This is a genomic window from Mesorhizobium sp. RSR565B (assembly GCF_054719465.1).
Genome location: NZ_JBTTIE010000001.1, coordinates 1532438 through 1551959, shown reverse-complemented (window position 1 = coordinate 1551959; position 19522 = coordinate 1532438). Strand labels below are relative to the sequence as shown.

General features: G+C 63.5%; 19 protein-coding genes. 17 read left to right on the top strand and 2 right to left on the bottom strand.

Annotated features, from left to right (window positions below; translation table 11 throughout):
• Positions 1–247: 247 nt before the first annotated feature.
• Genes ACYG9R_RS07475 through ACYG9R_RS07450 form a run of 6 tightly spaced genes read left to right on the top strand, consistent with a single transcriptional unit; the run spans position 248 to position 5841 of the window.
• On the top strand, positions 248–1891 hold the full coding sequence (locus ACYG9R_RS07475; RefSeq protein ID WP_023823772.1) for an ABC transporter substrate-binding protein: 1644 nt from the start codon (positions 248–250) through the stop codon (positions 1889–1891).
• Positions 1892–1910: 19 nt separating this feature from the next.
• The gene (locus tag ACYG9R_RS07470) at positions 1911–2978 is read left to right on the top strand and encodes an ABC transporter permease (protein ID WP_023669524.1); all 1068 of its coding nucleotides are present in this window, start codon (positions 1911–1913) and stop codon (positions 2976–2978) included.
• On the top strand, positions 2975–3895 hold the full coding sequence (gene nikC / locus ACYG9R_RS07465) for a nickel transporter permease (RefSeq protein WP_023823771.1): 921 nt from the start codon (positions 2975–2977) through the stop codon (positions 3893–3895). The genes ACYG9R_RS07470 and nikC overlap by 4 nt, the downstream gene beginning before the upstream one ends.
• A 10-nt stretch (positions 3896–3905) precedes the next feature.
• Positions 3906–4742, top strand: a complete 837-nt coding sequence (locus ACYG9R_RS07460) for an ABC transporter ATP-binding protein (RefSeq protein ID WP_023682023.1) — start codon at positions 3906–3908, stop codon at positions 4740–4742.
• Positions 4739–5488, top strand: coding sequence for an ABC transporter ATP-binding protein (locus tag ACYG9R_RS07455; protein WP_023823770.1), 750 nt, complete (start codon positions 4739–4741; stop codon positions 5486–5488). The genes ACYG9R_RS07460 and ACYG9R_RS07455 overlap by 4 nt, the downstream gene beginning before the upstream one ends.
• Before the next feature lie 14 nt (positions 5489–5502).
• Positions 5503–5841, top strand: a complete 339-nt coding sequence (locus tag ACYG9R_RS07450) for a hypothetical protein (RefSeq protein ID WP_023823769.1) — start codon at positions 5503–5505, stop codon at positions 5839–5841.
• Positions 5842–5909: 68 nt separating this feature from the next.
• Here ACYG9R_RS07450 and ACYG9R_RS07445 read toward each other — a convergent pair whose 3' ends face one another.
• Complete coding sequence (locus ACYG9R_RS07445) at positions 5910–6548, bottom strand: efflux RND transporter permease subunit (RefSeq protein ID WP_023823768.1); 639 nt, start codon at positions 6546–6548, stop codon at positions 5910–5912.
• A 263-nt stretch (positions 6549–6811) separates the two neighbouring features.
• Between ACYG9R_RS07445 and ACYG9R_RS07440 the strand changes: the two genes are divergently transcribed.
• Positions 6812–8089: a 4-aminobutyrate--2-oxoglutarate transaminase gene (locus ACYG9R_RS07440; RefSeq protein WP_023669533.1), complete on the top strand. Its 1278-nt coding sequence runs from the start codon at positions 6812–6814 to the stop codon at positions 8087–8089.
• Between the two features lie 121 nt (positions 8090–8210).
• On the opposite strand, the gene ACYG9R_RS07435 is transcribed toward ACYG9R_RS07440, so the two are convergent.
• On the bottom strand, positions 8211–9464 hold the full coding sequence (locus ACYG9R_RS07435) for an NAD(P)/FAD-dependent oxidoreductase (protein ID WP_023823767.1): 1254 nt from the start codon (positions 9462–9464) through the stop codon (positions 8211–8213).
• Positions 9465–9954: 490 nt separating this feature from the next.
• Here ACYG9R_RS07435 and ACYG9R_RS07430 point away from each other — a divergent pair, with 490 nt between their 5' ends.
• From ACYG9R_RS07430 to miaB, 10 genes are all read left to right on the top strand, one after another.
• On the top strand, positions 9955–11247 hold the full coding sequence (locus ACYG9R_RS07430) for an imelysin family protein (protein WP_023823766.1): 1293 nt from the start codon (positions 9955–9957) through the stop codon (positions 11245–11247).
• Between the two features lie 59 nt (positions 11248–11306).
• Complete coding sequence (locus ACYG9R_RS07425) at positions 11307–11618, top strand: (2Fe-2S)-binding protein (RefSeq protein WP_023669536.1); 312 nt, start codon at positions 11307–11309, stop codon at positions 11616–11618.
• Positions 11584–12069: a bacterioferritin gene (gene bfr, locus ACYG9R_RS07420; protein WP_023669537.1), complete on the top strand. Its 486-nt coding sequence runs from the start codon at positions 11584–11586 to the stop codon at positions 12067–12069. Before ACYG9R_RS07425 ends, bfr begins: the two co-directional genes overlap by 35 nt.
• A 12-nt stretch (positions 12070–12081) precedes the next feature.
• Positions 12082–13671 carry a di-heme oxidoreductase family protein gene (locus tag ACYG9R_RS07415; protein WP_023823765.1) on the top strand — a complete coding sequence of 530 codons (1590 nt, stop codon included), beginning with the start codon at positions 12082–12084 and terminating at the stop codon, positions 13669–13671.
• Positions 13671–14750 carry an imelysin family protein gene (locus ACYG9R_RS07410; protein WP_023823764.1) on the top strand — a complete coding sequence of 360 codons (1080 nt, stop codon included), beginning with the start codon at positions 13671–13673 and terminating at the stop codon, positions 14748–14750. Before ACYG9R_RS07415 ends, ACYG9R_RS07410 begins: the two co-directional genes overlap by 1 nt.
• 3 nt (positions 14751–14753) lie before the next feature.
• On the top strand, positions 14754–15869 hold the full coding sequence (locus tag ACYG9R_RS07405; RefSeq protein WP_031199304.1) for a DUF1513 domain-containing protein: 1116 nt from the start codon (positions 14754–14756) through the stop codon (positions 15867–15869).
• A 107-nt stretch (positions 15870–15976) separates the two neighbouring features.
• On the top strand, positions 15977–16654 hold the full coding sequence (gene tsaB, locus ACYG9R_RS07400) for a tRNA (adenosine(37)-N6)-threonylcarbamoyltransferase complex dimerization subunit type 1 TsaB (RefSeq protein ID WP_023823762.1): 678 nt from the start codon (positions 15977–15979) through the stop codon (positions 16652–16654).
• Positions 16654–17148 carry a ribosomal protein S18-alanine N-acetyltransferase gene (rimI, locus tag ACYG9R_RS07395; RefSeq protein ID WP_023669542.1) on the top strand — a complete coding sequence of 165 codons (495 nt, stop codon included), beginning with the start codon at positions 16654–16656 and terminating at the stop codon, positions 17146–17148. The genes tsaB and rimI overlap by 1 nt, the downstream gene beginning before the upstream one ends.
• 28 nt (positions 17149–17176) lie before the next feature.
• Positions 17177–17977, top strand: coding sequence for a lyso-ornithine lipid O-acyltransferase (gene olsA / locus ACYG9R_RS07390; RefSeq protein WP_023682014.1), 801 nt, complete (start codon positions 17177–17179; stop codon positions 17975–17977).
• A gap of 76 nt (positions 17978–18053) precedes the next feature.
• Positions 18054–19463 (top strand): tRNA (N6-isopentenyl adenosine(37)-C2)-methylthiotransferase MiaB, encoded by a 1410-nt coding sequence (gene miaB, locus ACYG9R_RS07385; RefSeq protein WP_023823761.1) that lies wholly within the window; start codon positions 18054–18056, stop codon positions 19461–19463.
• Positions 19464–19522 lie beyond the last annotated feature (59 nt).

Below are 19522 nucleotides of genomic sequence, written 5' to 3'. Positions count from 1 at the left end.
ATTTTTCCCCATCGGCGGCTGCAATTGGCTCGCCCATGCTTCGACGCGCACAGCATATTCCGGTCCAGTATGCCGGCTCGCAAAATGCCCGTTGCCGGTTGGAGGGCTGCCGGATAGGGTGTTGACCAACTGGAAAAAAATCAACACGGTATGGGTCTAACGGTCGTCCTCCGGCCGCGAAAAAGATTACTGCAGCCCTGAGCCGGGAACTCGGGGTCAACAATCAACAAAACAGGGAACAATCATCATGATGATGGAAAAGTTTGCTCTACGTTCGCGCGTCTGGCTCGCAGGTGCTGCCATGTCCGCTCTGCTCATTGGCGTTGCGCCCGCCTTCGCCGTGACGCCCGCCGACACGCTGGTCGAAGGTTTCGCCATCGACGACATCATCTCCATGGATCCGGGCGAGGCGTTCGAACTGTCGACTGCCGAAGTCACCGGCAACACCTATGATCTACTGGTCCGCCTCGACCTCAGCGACACCTCCAAGGTCAAGGGCGACCTTGCCGAGAGCTGGACCGTTTCCGACGACGGTCTGGTCTATACGTTCAAGCTCAAGCCCGGCCTAAAGTTCGCTTCGGGCAATCCACTGACCGCCGCCGATGTCGCCTATTCCTTCGAGCGCGCCATCAAGCTGGACAAGCCGCCGGCATTCATCATCAACCAGTTCGGCATCAGCGGCGACAATGTTGCCGACAAGGCCAAGGCCGTCGACGATACCACCTTCCAGTTCACCGTCGACAAGGCCTATGCGCCGAGCTTCGTGTTAAACTGCCTATCGGCAACGGTCGCTTCGGTCGTCGACGCAAAACTGGTCAAGGAACATGTCGCCGCGGTGACGCCGAGTGCCGACTACAAATGGGACAACGATTTCGGCAACGCCTTCCTGAAGACCGGTTATGCCGGCTCCGGCGCCTACAAGCTGCGCGAATGGCGGGCCAATGAGGTCGTCGTGCTCGAGCGCAACGACAATTACAATGGCGAGAAGGCCAAGCTCGCCCGCGTCATCTACCGCAACATGAAGGAAAGCTCGGCACAGCGCCTGGCGCTCGAAGCAGGCGACATCGACGTTGCCCGCAACCTCGAGCCGAACGATCTCGACGCCATCGCCAAGAATGCCGATCTCACCACGACCAGCGCGCCGAAGGGCACGGTCTATTACATCAGTCTCAACCAGAAGAATCCGAACCTCGCCAAGCCCGAGGTTCGCCAGGCGTTCAAATATCTGGTGGACTACGATGCGCTGAGCACGACCATCCTCAAGGGCATTGGCGAGATTCACCAGACCTTCCTGCCCAAGGGCGTGCTGGGCGAACTGGACGAAAATCCGTTCAAGTTCGACGTCGCCAAGGCCAAAGAACTGCTGACCAAGGCCGGCCTGGCCGACGGCTTCAGCGTAACCATGGATGTACGCACGGGACAGCCGACCACCGGCATGGCGGAATCGATCCAGCAGACGCTTGGCCAGGCCGGCATCAAGCTGGAAATTATCCCCGGCGACGGCAAGCAGACGCTGACCAAATACCGCGCCCGCAATCATGACATCTATATCGGCCAGTGGGGCCAGGACTATTTCGATCCGAACTCCAACGCCCAGACCTTTGCCTCAAACCCGGACAATTCGGATGAAGGCAAGACCAAGACGCTGGCCTGGCGCAATGCCTGGGACATCCCGGACCTGACAAAGCAGACCGAAGCAGCCTTGCTGGAGAAGGATGCCGGCAAGCGCGCCGATATGTACAAGAGCCTTGAAAAGACGATCCTCGACACCGGCCCCTTCGTCATCATCCACCAGCAGTTGGAAGTGGCAGGCCTGCGCAAAAACCTGAAAGGCTTTGCCCTCGGTCCGAGCTTCGACACCAACTTCGTCGGCCCGGTCTCCAAGGAATAGCGCCGGCGGACGCGCCCTGATGAGCGCGATTGAAAACCAGGCGACGGCGGGGCAGGGAAGCGCCCGCGCCGTCGCTATTTTATTGGCCATCGGCCGCTTCCTGGTCATCGCCGTCACCACCTATCTCGGCCTCCTCGCGGTGACCTTTTTCATCGGCCGCGTCATCCCGATTGATCCGGTGCTGGCGGTGCTCGGCGACCGCGCACCGGCCAATGTCGTCGAGCGCACCCGCCGCGAGATGGGGCTCGACCTGCCGTTGATCGAGCAATTCTATATCTATCTCAAGCATGCGCTGAACGGCGATTTCGGCACCTCTGTGCTGACCACCAATCCTGTGATGACCGACATCCGCCGTGCCTTTCCGGCAACGATCGAACTGGCGACTTTGGGCACTCTGATAGGCTCGTTGATCGGCGTGCCGCTCGGCGTGCTGGCAGCGGTAAAACGCGGCAGTCTCATCGACCAGATCGTTCGCATTGTCGGCCTGATTGGCTATTCCGTGCCTATCTTCTGGATCGGGCTTTTGGGGCTTGTCCTGTTCTACGCCAAGCTCCAATGGGTGGCTTTTCCCGGCCGCCTCGACATCGTCTACGAGTACACATTCACACCGATCACCGGCTTCTACCTGCTCGACGCCGCGCTGCAGGGCCAGTGGGATGTCTTCTACGACGCTTACCGCCACATCATCCTGCCGGCAGGGCTGCTGGGCTATTTCTCGCTCGCCTATATCAGCCGAATGACGCGCTCCTTCATGCTGAATGAGCTGTCGCAGGAATACATCGTCGCCGCGCGCGCCAAGGGCCTGTCTGAAACGCGAATCATCTGGGGCCATGCGCTGCGCAACGCCGCGGTGCCGATGGTCACGGTGATCGCGCTGTCCTATGCCGGGCTGCTCGAAGGTTCGGTGCTGACCGAGACGGTGTTCTCCTGGCCCGGCATCGGCCTCTACATCACCAATTCGCTGCAGAACGCCGACATGAACGCCGTGCTCGGCGGCACCATCGTCATCGGTTCGGTGTTCATCGGCATCAATCTCCTGTCCGACGTTCTCTACAAGGTGCTCGATCCGAGGACGAAGACAGGATGAGCGCCGAAGCAATCCAAACGCGCCGCGATTGGCTGCTCAGTGATCGGCCGGCCTCGCGCATGCAGGCACGGCTCGGCCGCGCCTACGTCGCTTGGCGGCGCTTTTCCGCCAACCGGCTGGCGTTTCTCGGCCTGCTCATCATCATCGCGCTGCTGCTGGTCGCCGCCCTTGCCGATGTGCTGGCGCCCTATTCGCCGACTATCGGCGAACTCAAGAATGCCCGGCTTTTGGCGCCGAGTGCGGCGCATTGGTTCGGCACCGACGATCTCGGCCGCGATATCTATTCGCGCATTCTTTTTGGCTCGCGCTGGACCCTCTATGTCGTCATTCTTGTCGCTGTCATCGCAGCCCCCATCGGCCTTTTGGTCGGCACCGTCGCCGGCTATGCCGGCGGCTGGACCGATGCCATTCTGATGCGCATTACCGACATCTTCCTCGCCTTCCCCAAGCTGATCCTGGCACTGGCCTTTGTCGCGGCCCTTGGCCCCGGCATCGAAAACGCGGTGCTGGCCATCGCCATCACCTCGTGGCCGCCTTACGCCCGAATTGCGCGGGCCGAGACGATGACCGTGCGCAATTCGGATTACATCAAGGCGGTGCAATTGATGGGCGCCTCTCCGTTCCGCATCGTGCTGCGCCACATCATGCCGCTCTGCATCTCTTCGCTCATCATCCGGGTGACGCTCGATATGGCCGGCATCATCCTCACCGCCGCCGGCCTCGGCTTCCTCGGCCTGGGCGCCCAGCCGCCGCTGCCGGAATGGGGCACGATGATCGCGTCCGGCCGCCGCTTCGTGCTCGACCAATGGTGGGTGGCCGGCGCGCCGGGCTTCGCCATCCTCATCGTCAGCCTCGGCTTCAACCTGCTTGGCGACGGCCTGCGCGATGCGCTCGATCCCCGGAGTGGCGACCAATGAGTGGTGACCAATGAGCGGTGCACTTCTCGATGTCGACGACCTGCGCGTCACCTTCCCGACTCGGACCGGCCTCATCCAGGCGGTGCGCGGCGTCACTTTTTCGCTTGGCCGAGAGCGGCTGGGCATTGTCGGCGAAAGCGGCTCCGGCAAGTCGCAGACCGGCCGCGCCATCATGGGCCTGACGCCGCCGCAGGCGCTAGTGTCGGCCAAGAAGCTCGCCCTCGACGGCATCGACCTTCTGGCCATACCGGCCCGTCAGCGCCGGGCGCTGCGCGGCAAACGCATCGCCATGATCCTGCAGGATCCGAAATATTCGCTCGACCCGGTGATGAGCATCGGCCGCCAGATCGTCGAGACGCTGCGCACGCATGAAAAGGTCTCCAAGGCCGAAGCGCGCGAGCGGGCGCTGGCCATGCTGGAAGCTGTGCAGATCCGCGATCCCTCGCGTGTCTTCGACCTGCATCCGCACGAGGTGTCCGGCGGGATGGGCCAGCGCGCCATGATCGCAATGATGCTGATCGCCGGACCGGAACTGATGATCGCCGACGAGCCGACCTCGGCGCTCGACGTCACCGTGCAGCTCGATGTGCTCGGCATCCTCGACCGCTTGGTCAGTGAGCGCGGCATGGGCCTGATCTTCATCTCGCACGATCTGCGGCTGGTCGCCTCCTTCTGCGACCGCGTCATCGTCATGTATGCCGGCAAGGTGGTCGAGCAGCTCAAGGCGTCGGAGCTGCGCGACGCCCAGCATCCCTACACGCGCGGCCTGCTCAACTGCATGCCCAGGATCGGTTACGAACGCCACCCGCTGCCGGTGCTCGACCGCAAGCCGGAGTGGGCGGCATGACGCCAGCCATTTTGATTGAAGGGCTGGAGGTGGTGTTCGACCGTTTTCGCGCGCTGAAAGGGGCGAACCTCGAGGTGAAGTCTGGCGAATCCTTCGGCCTGGTCGGCGAGAGCGGTTCCGGCAAGTCGACGCTGCTCAAAGCCATTGCCGGCCTGGTGCCTGTCGCATCCGGTACTATCACGGTCAATGGCAAGACGCTGGGAGCGCGCCGCGACAAGGCTTTTTATCGCGAAGTGCAGATGGTCTTCCAGGACCCGTATGGTTCGCTGCACCCGCGTCAGACCGTCGACCGCCTGCTACAGGAACCGCTCGCCATTCACGGCTTTGCCGATGGCGAGCAACGCATCCAGCGCGCCCTCGACGAGGTCGGATTAGGCAACGGTTTCCGTTTCCGCTACGCGCACCAGCTCTCCGGCGGTCAGCGTCAGCGCGTGGCGATCGCGCGGGCGCTCATCCTCGAACCGTCGATCCTGCTGCTCGACGAACCAACCTCGGCGCTCGACGCTTCGGTGCAGGCCGAAGTGCTCAACCTGCTGGAAGAGGTTCGCCGTTGGCGCAAGCTGACCTTCCTGATGGTCAGCCACGACCTCGCCATCATCACCCATATGTGCGAGCGCCTGATGGTGATGCAGAACGGCGAAGCGGTGGAAAATCTCACCGCGAGCCAGCTGATCGGGCATCGCGTAGAGAAGGATTATACGCGCAATCTGTTGAGGGCGAGCGAGGGGTTTGTGCGGACCGCTTGAATCTGGGGTTTCCTATGGCGGAATGGACGTTCGAAGACCCACCCAATGTCGCGGTGTTGTCGGACAGAAGCATATTTAAACGTGGTGACTGGATCGCATACGTTGTGCACGAAGCTGATGACGACGATAACCACAACGATGAGGGTGGCAGTTGGCAATTTCATAGCAGCGACAAGCAAAATCGAGATGAACCCGAGATAATGCTCGTCAGCCTCCAGAATGTGGTTCAGCGGGATGAGAGCATGCTGGAATTGGCCGATTTGCCAAAAGGCTGGCATGCTTGGCGCACTTCAAAATTGTCGCCCTGGCAGCGCGCTAAATCACTCCCTGTACCCTCCAACGACAACGAGTGATGCAGCAGGGCTAAGTCGAGCTTTGCGCCAGTTCGCCGTTCTCTGGAACAGATGGTTCGTCCCCCTGCTTAGGCTCCTTGATCCTGAACCACGTCACATAAAGCGCCGGCAGGAACAGCAGCGTGATCGCCGGCGATGATGCCGCCCATCATGGCGTATGCCATCGGGCCCCGGAACACTTCGCGCGCGATCGGGATCAGCGCCAGGCTGGCGGCCGCGGCCGTCAGCGCGATCGGCCGCATGCGGTGCTCGGTTGCTTCGATACGGCTTCCCAGCGGTCTTGGCCCTCGGCCATCAGATCCTCGATCTGCACGATCAGGATAACCTGAGTTGCGGATCAGGATGCCGATCAGCGCCAGGACGCCCAGAATGGCGACGAAGCCGAGCGGTGCGCCGCTCGGCACCAGGGCCGCGACCACGCCGATCAGGCCGAGCGGCGCCACCGCCACCACCAGGAACAGGCGCTGAAAACTTTGCAACTGGATCATCAGGATGGTCGCCATCACGAACAGCATCAGCGGCACCACCGCTGCGGCTTTTTGCGCTTTCTTCGACCGAGCCGGCGGTTGCAACGGAATAGCGGGCGGCAGTTTGGCGATGAAGGCGTCGACCGACGGCTTCAATTCGTTGACCACGGTGGCCGGCAGCACGTCACCAACGAGGCCTGCGCGAACGGTGATCGTCGGGATGCGGTTGCGCCGCCACACCGTCGGCTGTTCGAGGTCGTAGCGGAAGTCGCCACTGCCGCGAGCGGGATCGCTTCGCCGTTCCCGGTGACGGGTGAGCTGTCACGGACTGCCCCGTACGTGTATCGGTCGGCTGGTTAAGACCGGTCTGTCGAAGTGGCCCGCATCGACGACAGGCCCAATCGCCCGGCGGCGGTGCCAACTTGAGGAAAACGTGAAATAAGGTCAGAAGAGGCCTTGGCATTCATCTAACGAGAACGGGCGTCGGCCCGATGAGGGACGAAATGAAGAACGCAGCCATTTCCGAGCGCAAGAACCAGTCGATCTCGCGCGGCGTCGGCATGACGACGCAGATCTATGCCGACCGCGCCGAGAATTCGGAGATCTGGGATGTAGAAGGCCGCCGATACATCGATTTCTCCTCCGGTATCGCCGTCGTCAACACCGGCCACCGCCATCCCAGGGTGATCGAGGCGGTCAAGGCACAGCTCGACCGCTTCACCCATACCTGCCACCAGGTCGTGCCCTATGAGAGCTATGTCAGGCTGGCCGAACGGCTGAACGGCATGCTGCCCGGCAAGTTCGAGAAGAAGACCATCTTCGTCACTACGGGTGCTGAAGCCGTCGAGAACGCCATCAAGATCGCCCGCAACGCCACTGGCCGCCAAGCCGTCATCGCCTTTGCCGGCGGCTTCCACGGCCGCACCTTCATGGGCATGGCGCTGACCGGCAAGGTCGTGCCCTACAAGGTCGGCTTCGGCGCCATGCCGGGCGACGTCTACCACGCGCCGTTTCCGGTGCCGCTGCACGGCGTGTCTACAGCCGATTCGCTGGCCGCACTCGACAAACTGTTCAAGGCCGATGTCGATCCGGCTCGCGTTGCCGCCATCATCATCGAGCCGGTCCAGGGCGAGGGCGGCTTCTACGACGCGCCGCGCGAATTCCTGACGGCGCTGCGCAAGCTCTGCGACCAGCACGGCATGCTGCTGATCGCCGATGAGGTGCAGACCGGCTTTGCCCGCACCGGCAAGATGTTCGCCATGGATCATCATGAGGTCGCGGCCGACATTACCACCATGGCGAAAAGCCTGGCCGGCGGCTTCCCGCTGGCGGCGGTCACCGGCCGCGCCGAGATCATGGATGCGCCCGGTCCTGGCGGGCTCGGCGGCACCTATGGCGGCAGCCCGATCGGTGTCGCCGCAGCACACGCCGTGCTCGACGTAATCGAGGACGAAAAGCTGTGCGACCGCGCCAATACGCTGGGCGCCCGGCTGAAACAGCGGCTGCAGTCGATCCGCGACGATGTGCCCGAGATTGTCGACATCAGGGGTCTCGGCTTCATGAACGCGGTCGAGTTCAACGACGTCAAGAAGGGCCTGCCGTCGGCCGAGATCGCCAATGCGATCCGGCTGAAGGCGCTCGACAAGGGGCTGATCCTGCTGACCTGCGGCGTCTACGGCAACGTCATCCGTTTCCTGGCTCCGATCACCATCCAGGACAATGTCATGAACGAGGCGCTCGACATTCTGGAAAGCTCGATCCGCGAAGTCTGCGCTGCCTAGCGCAAACCCTACCTCCCCCTTGTGGGGAGGTCGGACCGCAGGTCCGGGTGGGGGGCCTCGCGCCGACCCCAACCCCGCTGCTTCGCAGCGACCCTCCCCACAAGGGGGAGGGTAAGTGCGTCTAGCCCGCAGCCCGTGCCGGCTCATCCTGCTGGAACGCTGCCAGTGCAGCCTTCAGCCCGTCAGGTCCCTCAGCAATCGTCTGCGCCATCGGCGAAAACCCGGCCCCGAGCATCTTGCGGCCCAGCATATGGTCGCCCGGCCTGTTGACGGATTCGATGCCGAGCAGCCGGCTTCCAGCATAGTGGTAGATCGAGAACTTGTTCTCAGCGAGGTCGCCCAGCACGACATGGCTGTCGCCGCCCGAGGTCAGCCCGACCATCTGCAGTTTCATGTCGCCGATGTCAGACCAGAACCACGGCACCGCCGCATAGGCGTCCGTATGGCCGGCGATCGTGCGTGCGGCAAGCCGCGCCTGGTCGGTGGCGTTCTGCACCGATTCCAGCCGCACGTCGCCGCCGGTCGACCAGTGGCGGTAGGAAGCGGCGTCGCCGATGGCCAGAATATCAGGCACTGAGGTGCGCATCTGTTGGTCGACGCGGATGCCATTGGCGACAGTCAGTCCGGCAGCCTGCGCAAGTTCGACATTCGGCACGGCGCCGATGCCGACGATGACCATGCGCGCGGGCAGCCTTTCGCCGGTGGAGGTGATGGCAGCGCAGACATGGCCGTTTTCCCCTTCCAGCCTGGCAATGGTGGTGCCGGTGAGGATACGCACGCCGATCGCCTCCAGCCGTTGGCGGACATGGCTCGCCACCACCGGCGCCACGGCGCGGCCAAGCAGCCGGTCGACAGCCTCGACCAGGGTGACGTTGCGGCCGGCGGCCCTCAGCGTTGCCGCGATCTCCAGCCCGATGAAGCCGCCGCCGAGGATGACCACGTCTTCGCTTTGGGCGCTGAGCGCGCGGATCAGCCGCGCATCGGCGATCGAGCGCAGCGACAGCACGCCCGAGAGGTCGGCGCCCGGCAGCGGCAGAAGCCGCGGCCGCGAACCGGTGGCCAGGATGAGCCGGTCGAACGGCAGCACGCCGCCGCCCGCTATGTCCAGCTTGCGGCCTGCCGTATCGAGGCTGTCTATTCGGATGCCCGGCCTGAAGTCGATGGCGCTGCCGGTGTAAAAGGCCTCGCCGCGCAAGGGTTGCGGCTTGGCATCGGCGTCCTTGATGAAGGTCTTCGACAGCGGCGGCTTGTGATAGGGCAGATCGGTTTCGTCGCCGATCAGTATGACAGGCCCGTCATAGCCTTCCTCGCGCAGGCTGGCGGCCGCTTGCACGCCCGCATGACCCGCACCGACAATGACGACCCCGTTCTTCATCGCAACCCGAATTCCTGTTTCAAATCTGGAGCATGATGCCGAAAAGTGTGAAGCGGTTTTCGGACGACATCATGCTTTGATTGTGAGCCGTTCCGCCAGATGGCGATTGTCTGCCGCCGTCGCAAGAGCCCCGGTCCGGGTCGCACCCGGAACGGTCGCTTGTCAATCGCGGCGTCTCTCACCTTGGCTGCTGGCTACGATTTAAAGTTGATAGTGCTAGTTTAGAATAATTCTAAACTGTTGTTTCAATTGAATTTTCTAGGGTTCACCAGTTGACTTCCGGCCTCGCGATCGTTTTATGGAGGCTCGCGCGTCAGCGCATCCCTTTGATGTTTGGGCCTTGAACCCGTTCGATTGGAGGCATTTGGTGTCTTTCTCCCGTGAGCCGCAGAGCGGCGCGGCATCTGTGGTGTCCTACGGCATGCCTATGTCCCGGCACCGTTTGGCACGCGCGCCTTTTACCGAATCCCCTTTGAACTGGAGACTGATGATGACAGCGCGATATGGCGGCAGACTGGCTGCGATCGGTGCCACGGCTATGTTGACGGCGGCGGTTTTCATCCTGCCGGCCAAGGCGGCGGAGATCGATGCCAAGGCGGTCATCAAGACCTATTCCGACATCGCGCTGGCCAAGTACGAGGATTCGCTGACCACGGCGCAGGCGCTCGACAAGGCTGTCGACGCGCTGCTTGCCAACCCGTCGGCGGACACGCTGAATGCCGCCCGCGATGCCTGGAAGGCGTCGCGCGTGCCCTACCAGCAGACCGAGGTCTACCGCTTCGGCAACAAGATCGTCGACGACTGGGAAGGCAAGGTGAACTCCTGGCCGCTCGACGAAGGCCTGATCGACTACGTCGCCAAGAGCTACGGCACCGAGTCCGACGCCAACGCGCTCTACACCGCCAATGTCATCGCCAACAAGGACATCGAGATCGACGGCAAGAAGGTCGACGCCTCGAAGCTTTCGCCGGAGTTCCTCGCCGGCACGCTGCAGGAGGCCGGCGGCATCGAGGCCAATGTCGCCACCGGTTATCACGCCATCGAATTCCTGCTCTGGGGCCAGGATTTGCACGGCACCGGCCCGGGCGCCGGCGAGCGTCCGTACACCGACTACGACCTCAAGAACTGCACCGGCGGCAATTGCGATCGCCGGGCCGAGTATCTGAAGTCGGCCAGCGATCTTCTGGTCTCCGACCTGCAGGAGATGGTCGGCAACTGGAAGGAAGACGGCGCCGCCCGCAAGAACCTCGTCGATGGCCAGCCGAACACCGCTATCTCGGTGATTTTCACCGGCATGGGCTCGCTGTCCTACGGCGAACTGGCCGGGGAGCGCATGAAACTCGGCCTGCTGCTGCACGATCCCGAAGAGGAGCACGACTGCTTCTCGGATAATACCTACAACTCGTATCTCTATGACGCCATCGGCATCCGCGCCGCCTATCTCGCCAGCTACACGCGCATCGACGGCACCGTCGTTTCAGGCCCGTCGGTGCACGATATGGTCAAGGCGGCCGATCCGGCGATCGACAAGGAACTGTCCGACAAGCTCGATGTCTCGGTCGCCAAGATGGAGGCGATCAAGGCGCGGGAAGTGGCCGGCGAGGCCTACGACCAGCAGATCGCCGAGGGCAACACCGAAGGCAATGCTACCGTGCAGGCGGCAATCGACGCGCTGGTCGACCATACCAAGTCGATCGAACGCGCCGTCGGCGCGCTGAAGCTGAACAACATAGCCTTCGAGGGGTCCGACAGCCTCGACGCACCGGACAAGGTGTTCAAGTAGCACCCCAACCAACCACCAGCCAAACGGCGCGGAGGGGCGCCGTCAGCCAGAGCCAATCCATGCTGATCTGCCATTGCAACATCATCACCGAAAAGGAGATTGAGCAGACGATCGTCGATCTGCTGGATCAGGACCCCTGGCAACTGATCGTGCCGGCGAAGGTCTATCACACGATGCAAAAGCGCGGTCGCTGTTGCGGCTGCTTCCCAAATGTGGTCGAAACGATCATTCGGGTCACCGAAAATTACCACACCCGTTCGGAGGCGAGCGGCGTGGACATCGTTTCACACCTGGATCGCGTCAGAGGCCTGCGCGTCCAATATGGGAGCAGAATCCATGAAAGGCGAACCGCAGATCATCGAGCGGCTTAACGAGGCTCTGTTCCTGGAGCTTGGCGCCGTCAATCAATACTGGGTGCATTTCCGCCTGCTCGAAGATTGGGGATATGCCAAGCTGGCAAAGAAGGAACGCGCCGAATCGATCGAGGAGATGCACCATGCCGACCGGCTGGTGGCCCGTATCATCTTCCTCGAAGGGCATCCCAATTTGCAGTCCGTGGCGCCGTTGCGCATCGGCCAGAACGTCAAGGAAGTGCTCGAATCCGATCTCGCCGGCGAATATGACGCACGCACCGCCTACAAGCGTTCGCGCGAGATCTGCAACGAAGCCGGCGACTACGTGACGATGAAGCTGTTCGAGGAATTGCTGGCGGATGAGGAAGGTCACATCGACTTCCTCGAGACGCAGCTCGACCTCCTTGCCTCGATCGGCGAGGAAAAATACGGCCAGCTCAACGCCGCATCGGCGGACGAGGCGGAATAGGACCATGCAGGAATGCGGCGCCCCATAGATATTCTGCGCCGCTTGCGGCGGGCCGCCGGCCCGCTGCTCCTCAAAAACCCGCGATATCAGGCCTTTCGCGGGCTTTCGGTTGTAACCCTGGCGGCAATTTTGGCCCCGGCCCTGGCCGGATCGTCGGAACCGGTCGGCCTCGCCACGAGCCGCACCGACCTGACGCCGAAGGACCAGGCCCGCGTCCTTGCAGTTACCAGGCCAACCCAGGATTTCTCCAAGCCCGAATCCTTCGAAACGATGCAAGGCGGCGCCGGCACGTCGCGCAAGCAGGTCGACCGCGACGCCTTCTCGCAACCCTCTGAAAACATTACCTTCGAGGAACAGGGCAATTTCAAGCTCGGCAATGCGCTTTTCCGCAAGAACTGGGTGTCGTCGCCATCCTCGACCCAGGCCTCGGACGGTCTCGGACCCCTGTTCAACGAGCGCGCCTGCCAGAATTGCCATTTGAAGGATGGCCGCGGCCGCCCGCCGGCCGCCGACAGCCGCACCACGTCGATGTTCCTGCGGCTAGCGCGCGATGCGAGCACGGCCGAGGAAAAGACCGAGATCGCCGCGCACAAGGTGCTGAACTTCCCCGATCCGGTCTACGGCGCGCAGTTGCAGGGACTGGCGGTGCCCGGCCTCAAGGGCGAAGGCCGCATGTATGTCCATTATCGCGAGGAAAAGGTCACGCTCGGCGACGGCAGCGTGGTTTGGCTGCGCAAGCCGAGCTATTCGGTCGACGGGCTTGGCTACGGCCCGCTTGACCCGCGCACCACGCTGTCGCCGCGCCTGACGCCACCAATGATCGGCCTTGGCCTAATCGAGCAGATCGCGCCGGCCGACCTCCTTGCCCATGCCGATCCCGGCGACCGCGACGGCATTTCCGGCAAGCCCAACATGGTGCGTGACCTCAGCAGCGGGCAACTGACGCTTGGCCGCTTCGGCTGGAAGGCCCAGACCGCGTCGATCCGCCAGCAGGCGGCGGACGCCTTTGCCGGCGATATCGGCATTTCGACGCCGGAAGAGCCCCGTCACTGGGGCGATTGCACCGCAGCCGAAGAGGCCTGTTTGGCCATGCCCAATGGCGTGCAGAAGCGGCTCGGCCCGGTCGAGGCGCCACCACCGGTGATGGACCTCGTCACCTTCTATTCGCAGAACCTTGCGGTGCCGGCGCGGCGCGATGTCGGCGCACCCGCCGTGCTCGCCGGCAAGAAGCTGTTCTACGAGATGGGCTGCATTGCCTGTCATACGCCGAAATTCGTCACCATGCGCGGGAACAAGGCGCAGGCGTTCCAACTGATCTGGCCCTATTCCGACTTTCTGCTGCACGACATGGGGCCGGGCCTTGCCGACGGCCAGGCAGTGGGCGATGCCACGGGCAGTGAATGGCGCACCCCGCCGCTCTGGGGCATCGGCCTGACCAAGGCCGTCAACGGCAACGCTTTCTTCCTGCATGACGGGCGTGCGCGCACGCTTGCCGAAGCGATCCTGTGGCATGGTGGCGAGGGGCAGAAAGCGCGCGATCGCTTCGCCGCCGCCAATACGGCCGACCGCGATGCTCTCATCAAATTCCTGGAGTCATTCTGATGCTCAAGCGGGCTTTGCCTGTTCTACTCCTCCCATTGGCTCTGTTCGGTGCGTCCCCGGCATCGGCCTCGGTGAAAGCCTCCGACGTGATCCAAAGAGCGATCGACGGCTTTGTCCGCCCCGCCTATGCCAGCCTGCATGGCCATGCCGGCACCTTGGCGAAGGCCATGGACGCGCTCTGCCAGGCGCCGTCGCAGGGCAACCTCGATGCCGCGCATGCCGGATTCTCGGCCACGGTCGCAGCCTGGTCGTCGGCAGAAATCATCGGCTTCGGGCCAATCAAGGAGAACAACCGGCTGGAGCGCATGCTCTACTGGCCGGACCGCAAGAGCATCGGCCTGAAGCAGGTGCAGGCGGCGCTCGCCGGCAAGGATTCGACCGCCACCGATCCGGCGCGACTGGCTGGCAAGAGTGTCGCCATGCAGGGGTTAGGAGCGCTGGAGTTCGTGCTTTACGGCGACGGCGCCAAGGCGCTGACCGGCAAGGATGAGCCCTATCGCTGCGCCTATGGCGCGGCGATCGCCAAGAATATCGAGACCATGGCGGCCGATGTCGACGCCGCCTGGAAAAAACCGGACGGTTTTGCAGGCCTGTGGGCCAATCCCGGACCCGACAATGCGCTTTACCGCGACGGCACTGAAGCGGTGACCGAACTGGTCGGCGTGTTCATCAATGAACTCGAAATGGTGCGCGACGTGCGCCTCAAAGGTTTTCTCGGCGCCAAACCGGAGGCTGACAAGCCAAGGCAGGCGATCTACTGGCGCTCGCAAAACACCGGCCTGTCATTAGCCGGCAACCTCTCCGGCATTAATGCGCTGTTCCAGGCCTCCGAGCTCGGCGACGCGCTGCCCGAGGATAGCAGATGGATGGCGGAATCCATCCATATCCAGCTCGTCAATGGCGTTGCCACTGCCAAATCCATCCAGGGTCCGATCGACAAGACGCTCGCCGATCCCGCGGAGCGCGGAAAACTCGAACATTTCGCGCTGATCACCTCCAGCCTGTCGGGCCTGATCGGCACCAGGCTGACCGCCGAGTTCGGCCTGACCGCCGGCTTTTCGTCACTGGACGGGGACTGACCAATGGTTGCGACACGCACGCCGCTGATGGACCGCCGCGATTTTCTCAGAGCTGCCGGCGCCGGCTTCGTCGCGTCAATGGCGCCGCGGGCCTGGGCGGACACGCTTGCCGCCGATGCCGTCTTTGCCACCGCCTTCGTCAAGCGCGACGGCAGCTTTGGCGCCGCTGTGTTGTCGGAAGCCGGAAAAGTATTGCATGCGATCGACCTGCCCGACCGTGGCCACGACGTCACCTTCGATCCGGTCTCGAAGCGCTCGGTGGTCTTCGCCAGGCAGCCCGGCACCTTCGCCGTGGTCTTCGACCACACCGGCCGCGAGGCGCCGCAGACCATCGCCAGCATCACCGGCCGGCATTTCTTCGGCCATGGCGTGTTTTCCGCAGACGGCGCGCTGCTCTACGCCACCGAGAATGACTTCGACAATGCCGCCGGCGTCGTCGGGATCTACGACGCACGGGCCAAGTTCAGCCGCATCGGCGAGTTTCCGACCTATGGCATGGGGCCACACGAGCTCTTGCTGCTCGGAGACGGCCGGACGATCGCCATCGCCAATGGCGGCATCGAGACCCATCCCGACTATGGCCGCGCCGAACTCAACATCGCGACGATGAAGCCGTCCTATGTGCTGGTCGATCGCACAACCGGCGATCTCATCGAAAAGCACGAACTGCCGCCGGCTCTGCACCAGCTGTCGATTCGCCACATGGATGCCGACCCCACAGGCACCGTCTGGTTCGGCTGCCAGTATCGCGGGCCAGGCACCGATCGCCCGCTGCTGGTCGGCCGCGCCACGCGCGGCAAGGGGCTGCAGCTGCTCGACATGCCGCAGGGTGTGCTATCCGGCTTCCGGAATTACATCGGCTCGGTCGCCGCCAACCCGATTGCCGGCACGGTCGCGGTGTCTTCGCCGGAAGGCAATTCGCTGGCCGTGATCGACGCCGCCAGCGGCAAGATCGTCGCCACCAAGGCGCTGGTCGAGGTCTGCGGCCTGGCGCCCGACGGCCCGGGCTTCATGGCAACCACGGGTGCCGGCGAAATCATCGAAGGCAGCGGCGCGACGCGCTCCGAGCCCGACTATGTCTGGGACAACCACATGCTGCGCATCGCGCCGGCGGCGTAAGTCGTCCGGCCTGCACCGAAGCGAAGCCGCTTAACAATTTACGCGCTGGCTCTTGCGGCGGCGCGCCGTGGCGGGCAGAGGGAGACTGTTTTTCGAACCGGTCGCCCATGAAACTGCTCGCCATCGACTGTGCCGCCAATCTCTGCGCCGCTTGCGTCTATGACGCATCGGGCGACAGAGAGCTCGGCCGCTCGGTACTCGATCTCGGCAAAGGCCACGCCGAACACCTGATGGCTGTCATTGACGAAGCGTTGAAAGCGGACGGCACCGATTATGCCGGCCTTGGCGCCGTTGCGGTCTCCATCGGTCCGGGTTCCTTCACCGGCCTGCGGGTGGGCGTCTCGGCGGCGCGCGGCCTGGCGCTGGCGCTGAAGATCCCGGCGATCGGGGTAACGACACTGGAGGCGCTGGCGGCCGAGGCGAGGGCGGCATTTCCCGGCCGCCCGATCCTGGCCGCTCTCGATGCAGGCCGCGAGGAGATCCATGCCGCGTTTTACGACGCAGATACGATTTTGCGCTATGGTCCGGCGGTGACCACACTTGCGCAAGCCGCGGGAATGGCGGCGGACAATCGTCCGGTGCTTGCCGGCACGGCCGCCGTGCAGATCGCAGCCGCGGCCGGTCGCGATTTCGATATCGGCCCGACGGCTGCCACCGCCGACATTGCCGTCTACGCCCGGCTCGCCGCTGCAAAAGGCGAGGGCGACAAGCCGAAGCCACTCTATCTGCGCGGCGCCGATGCCAAGCCGCAGGCCGGGTTCATCCTGTCGAGGCAGGAAAAGTGATGCGCATCCCTTTCCTCCAGCCGCGCCGCAGGGACTATGCGCTCGAGCCGCTGACCATCGCCGACAGCCCGGCAGCGTCGGTGCTGCATCGCGAGGATTTCGTCCGGCCCTGGACCGATGGCGAATTCGCCGCGTTGCTCGAACAGGAAACCGTGTTCGGCTATGCCGCGCGCGAAATCGGCCAGGGCGCCAAGCCGCCGGTCGGCTTCGTGCTGGCCAGGCTTGCAGCCGGAGAGGGCGAAATTCTGACCGTGGCGGTGGCGCGCTCGCATCGCCGCCAGGGGCTCGGCTGGCAGTTGATGGACGCGGTACTGCGCGAATTGCATGCGCAGCGGGCCGAGGCGCTGTTCCTTGAGGTCGACGAGACCAATGTCGCTGCCATCGCCCTTTACCGGCGGCTCGGCTTCCGCCAGGTCGGCCACCGCGCCAATTATTACCGCTCGACCGAACATGGTCCTACCGGCGCGCTTGTCATGCGCCGCGATCTTCGCTAGCCAAAGTTTTGGGGCAGGGCCAAGCTGCATGATCGGAAAAATCAGGATTTTCCTGGCGCTGAGCCTCGTTGTCGTCGGTTCGCTGGTCCTTGTGCCTTTGCAGCTGCTGTCGATGAAGACCGGAATCTGGCGCGAGACGGTCATTCTGAAGGTCTGGCACAGCCTCATCGTCCGGACGCTCGGCCTGCGCATCCATGTCAAAGGCGCACTGTCCAGTCAGCGCCCGCTGCTGGTCGCCTCGAACCATATCTCCTGGACCGACATCATGGTGCTCGGCTCTTTTGCCGATGTCACCTTCATCGCCCGGGCGGACATGGAGGGATGGCCGCTGATCGGCTGGCTGTCGAAACTGCAGCGTACGGTCTTCATCGAACGCGAGCGCAAGCGGACAGCTGGCGACCAGGCCAGCGAGATCGCCAGCCGCATGGCCAAGGGCGACGCCATGGTGCTGTTTGCCGAGGGCTCTACCGGCGACGGCAACACCATCCTGCCGTTCAAGAGCACCTTGTTCGGCGCCGCCTCGATGGCGATTTCGGAAGGCGCGGCCGAGCAGGTCTTCATCCAGCCGCTGGCGATTGCCTACACGCGGGTGCACGGCGTGCCTCTCGGCCGCCGGCACCGGCCGCTCGCTGCCTGGATCGGCGATCAGGACCTGATGCCGCATCTCAAGGTGCTGATGGCCGAAGGCGCCATTGACGTCGAGGTGCATTTCGGCGAGCCCATCGCCTTTTCCAAGGGCTCGAACCGCAAGGAGACGTCGAGGATGATGGAAAGCCAGGTGCGCGCCATGATGCAGGCCGCGCTCGCCGATCCCCGACCGAGCCGCTAGCGCAGGCCGAGCGCCTACGAGACGATGCCCGAGAATCGTCTGTTTTTTGTCACGGAAAGGCGTTAGAAGCCGCCGGATGGATTTGAACACGATAGAGCGGAACGACCCCGACAGCGTCGCGCAAAACGCGGCTGCGGCATCCGCCCCGGCCAAAAAGGTCTTCGTCAAGACCTATGGCTGCCAGATGAATGTCTATGACTCACAGCGCATGACCGATGCGCTGGCCGCCGACGGCTACACCGCGACCGATGTCATCGCCGACGCCGATCTGGTGCTGCTCAACACCTGCCATATCAGGGAGAAGGCGGCGGAAAAGGTCTATTCCGAGCTCGGCCGCATCCGCGACATGAAGGCTGAACGCGCAGCAGTTGGGCGCGAAATGCTGATCGGCGTCGCCGGTTGCGTTGCGCAGGCCGAAGGCGCGGAAATCATCCGCCGTTCGCCTGCTGTCGATCTGGTCATCGGCCCGCAGACCTATCACCGGCTGCCCGATGTGCTGGCCCGGGTGCGCGGCGGCGAGAAGATCGTCGAGACCGAATACGCCATCGAGGACAAGTTCGAGCATCTGCCGCAGCCGAAGCGTGCCGAAATGATCAAGCGCGGCGTCACCGCCTTCCTCACGGTGCAGGAAGGCTGCGACAAATTCTGCACCTTCTGCGTCGTGCCCTATACCAGGGGCTCGGAAGTGTCGCGGCCGGTGGCGCAGATCGTCGCCGAAGCCGAGCGGCTGGCCGATGCCGGTGTGCGCGAGGTGACGCTGCTGGGGCAGAACGTCAATGCATGGCACGGCAAGGGTGAGGATGGCATGGAATGGGGGCTTGGTCGCCTGCTGTTCCGGCTGGCCGAAATTCCTGGCCTGGCGCGGCTGCGCTACACCACCAGCCATCCGCGCGACATGGACGACGAATTGATCGCTGCCCATCGCGATCTCCCGGCTTTGATGCCTTATCTGCACCTGCCGGTGCAATCCGGGTCAGACCGCATCCTCAAGGCGATGAACCGCAGGCACACGGCCAAGGACTATCTGGCGCTGCTCGAGCGCATCCGCGCTGCGCGCGGCGACATCGCGCTGTCCGGTGACTTCATCGTCGGCTTCCCCGGCGAAACCGACGCCGATTTCGAGGCGACGATGGATCTGGTGGGCCAGGTGAACTACGCCTCGGCCTTCTCGTTCAAATATTCGCCGCGTCCCGGCACGCCGGGCGCCGATATGCCCGATCACGTGCCGGAAGCGGTTAAGGACGAGCGCCTGCAACGCCTGCAGGCGCTGCTGCTGAAACAACAGCAGGATTTCGGCCTGGGCCTGGTCGGCAGCACCATCGACACGCTGATCGAGAAGCCCGGCCGTCAGGCCGGCCAGAAGGTCGGCCGCTCGCCCTGGCTGCAGCCGGTTATTGTTGATGAAAAGGCCGGCGAAATCGGTGACATTATCCGGGTGCGAATCACGAAGACGGGCTACAATAGCCTGTTCGCCGAGTTGGCTTGATGGCCTCGGCAGATGAGGAGAGACGGTTGAGCGCTGCTGAAGTGAAGACTCTGCCCCAG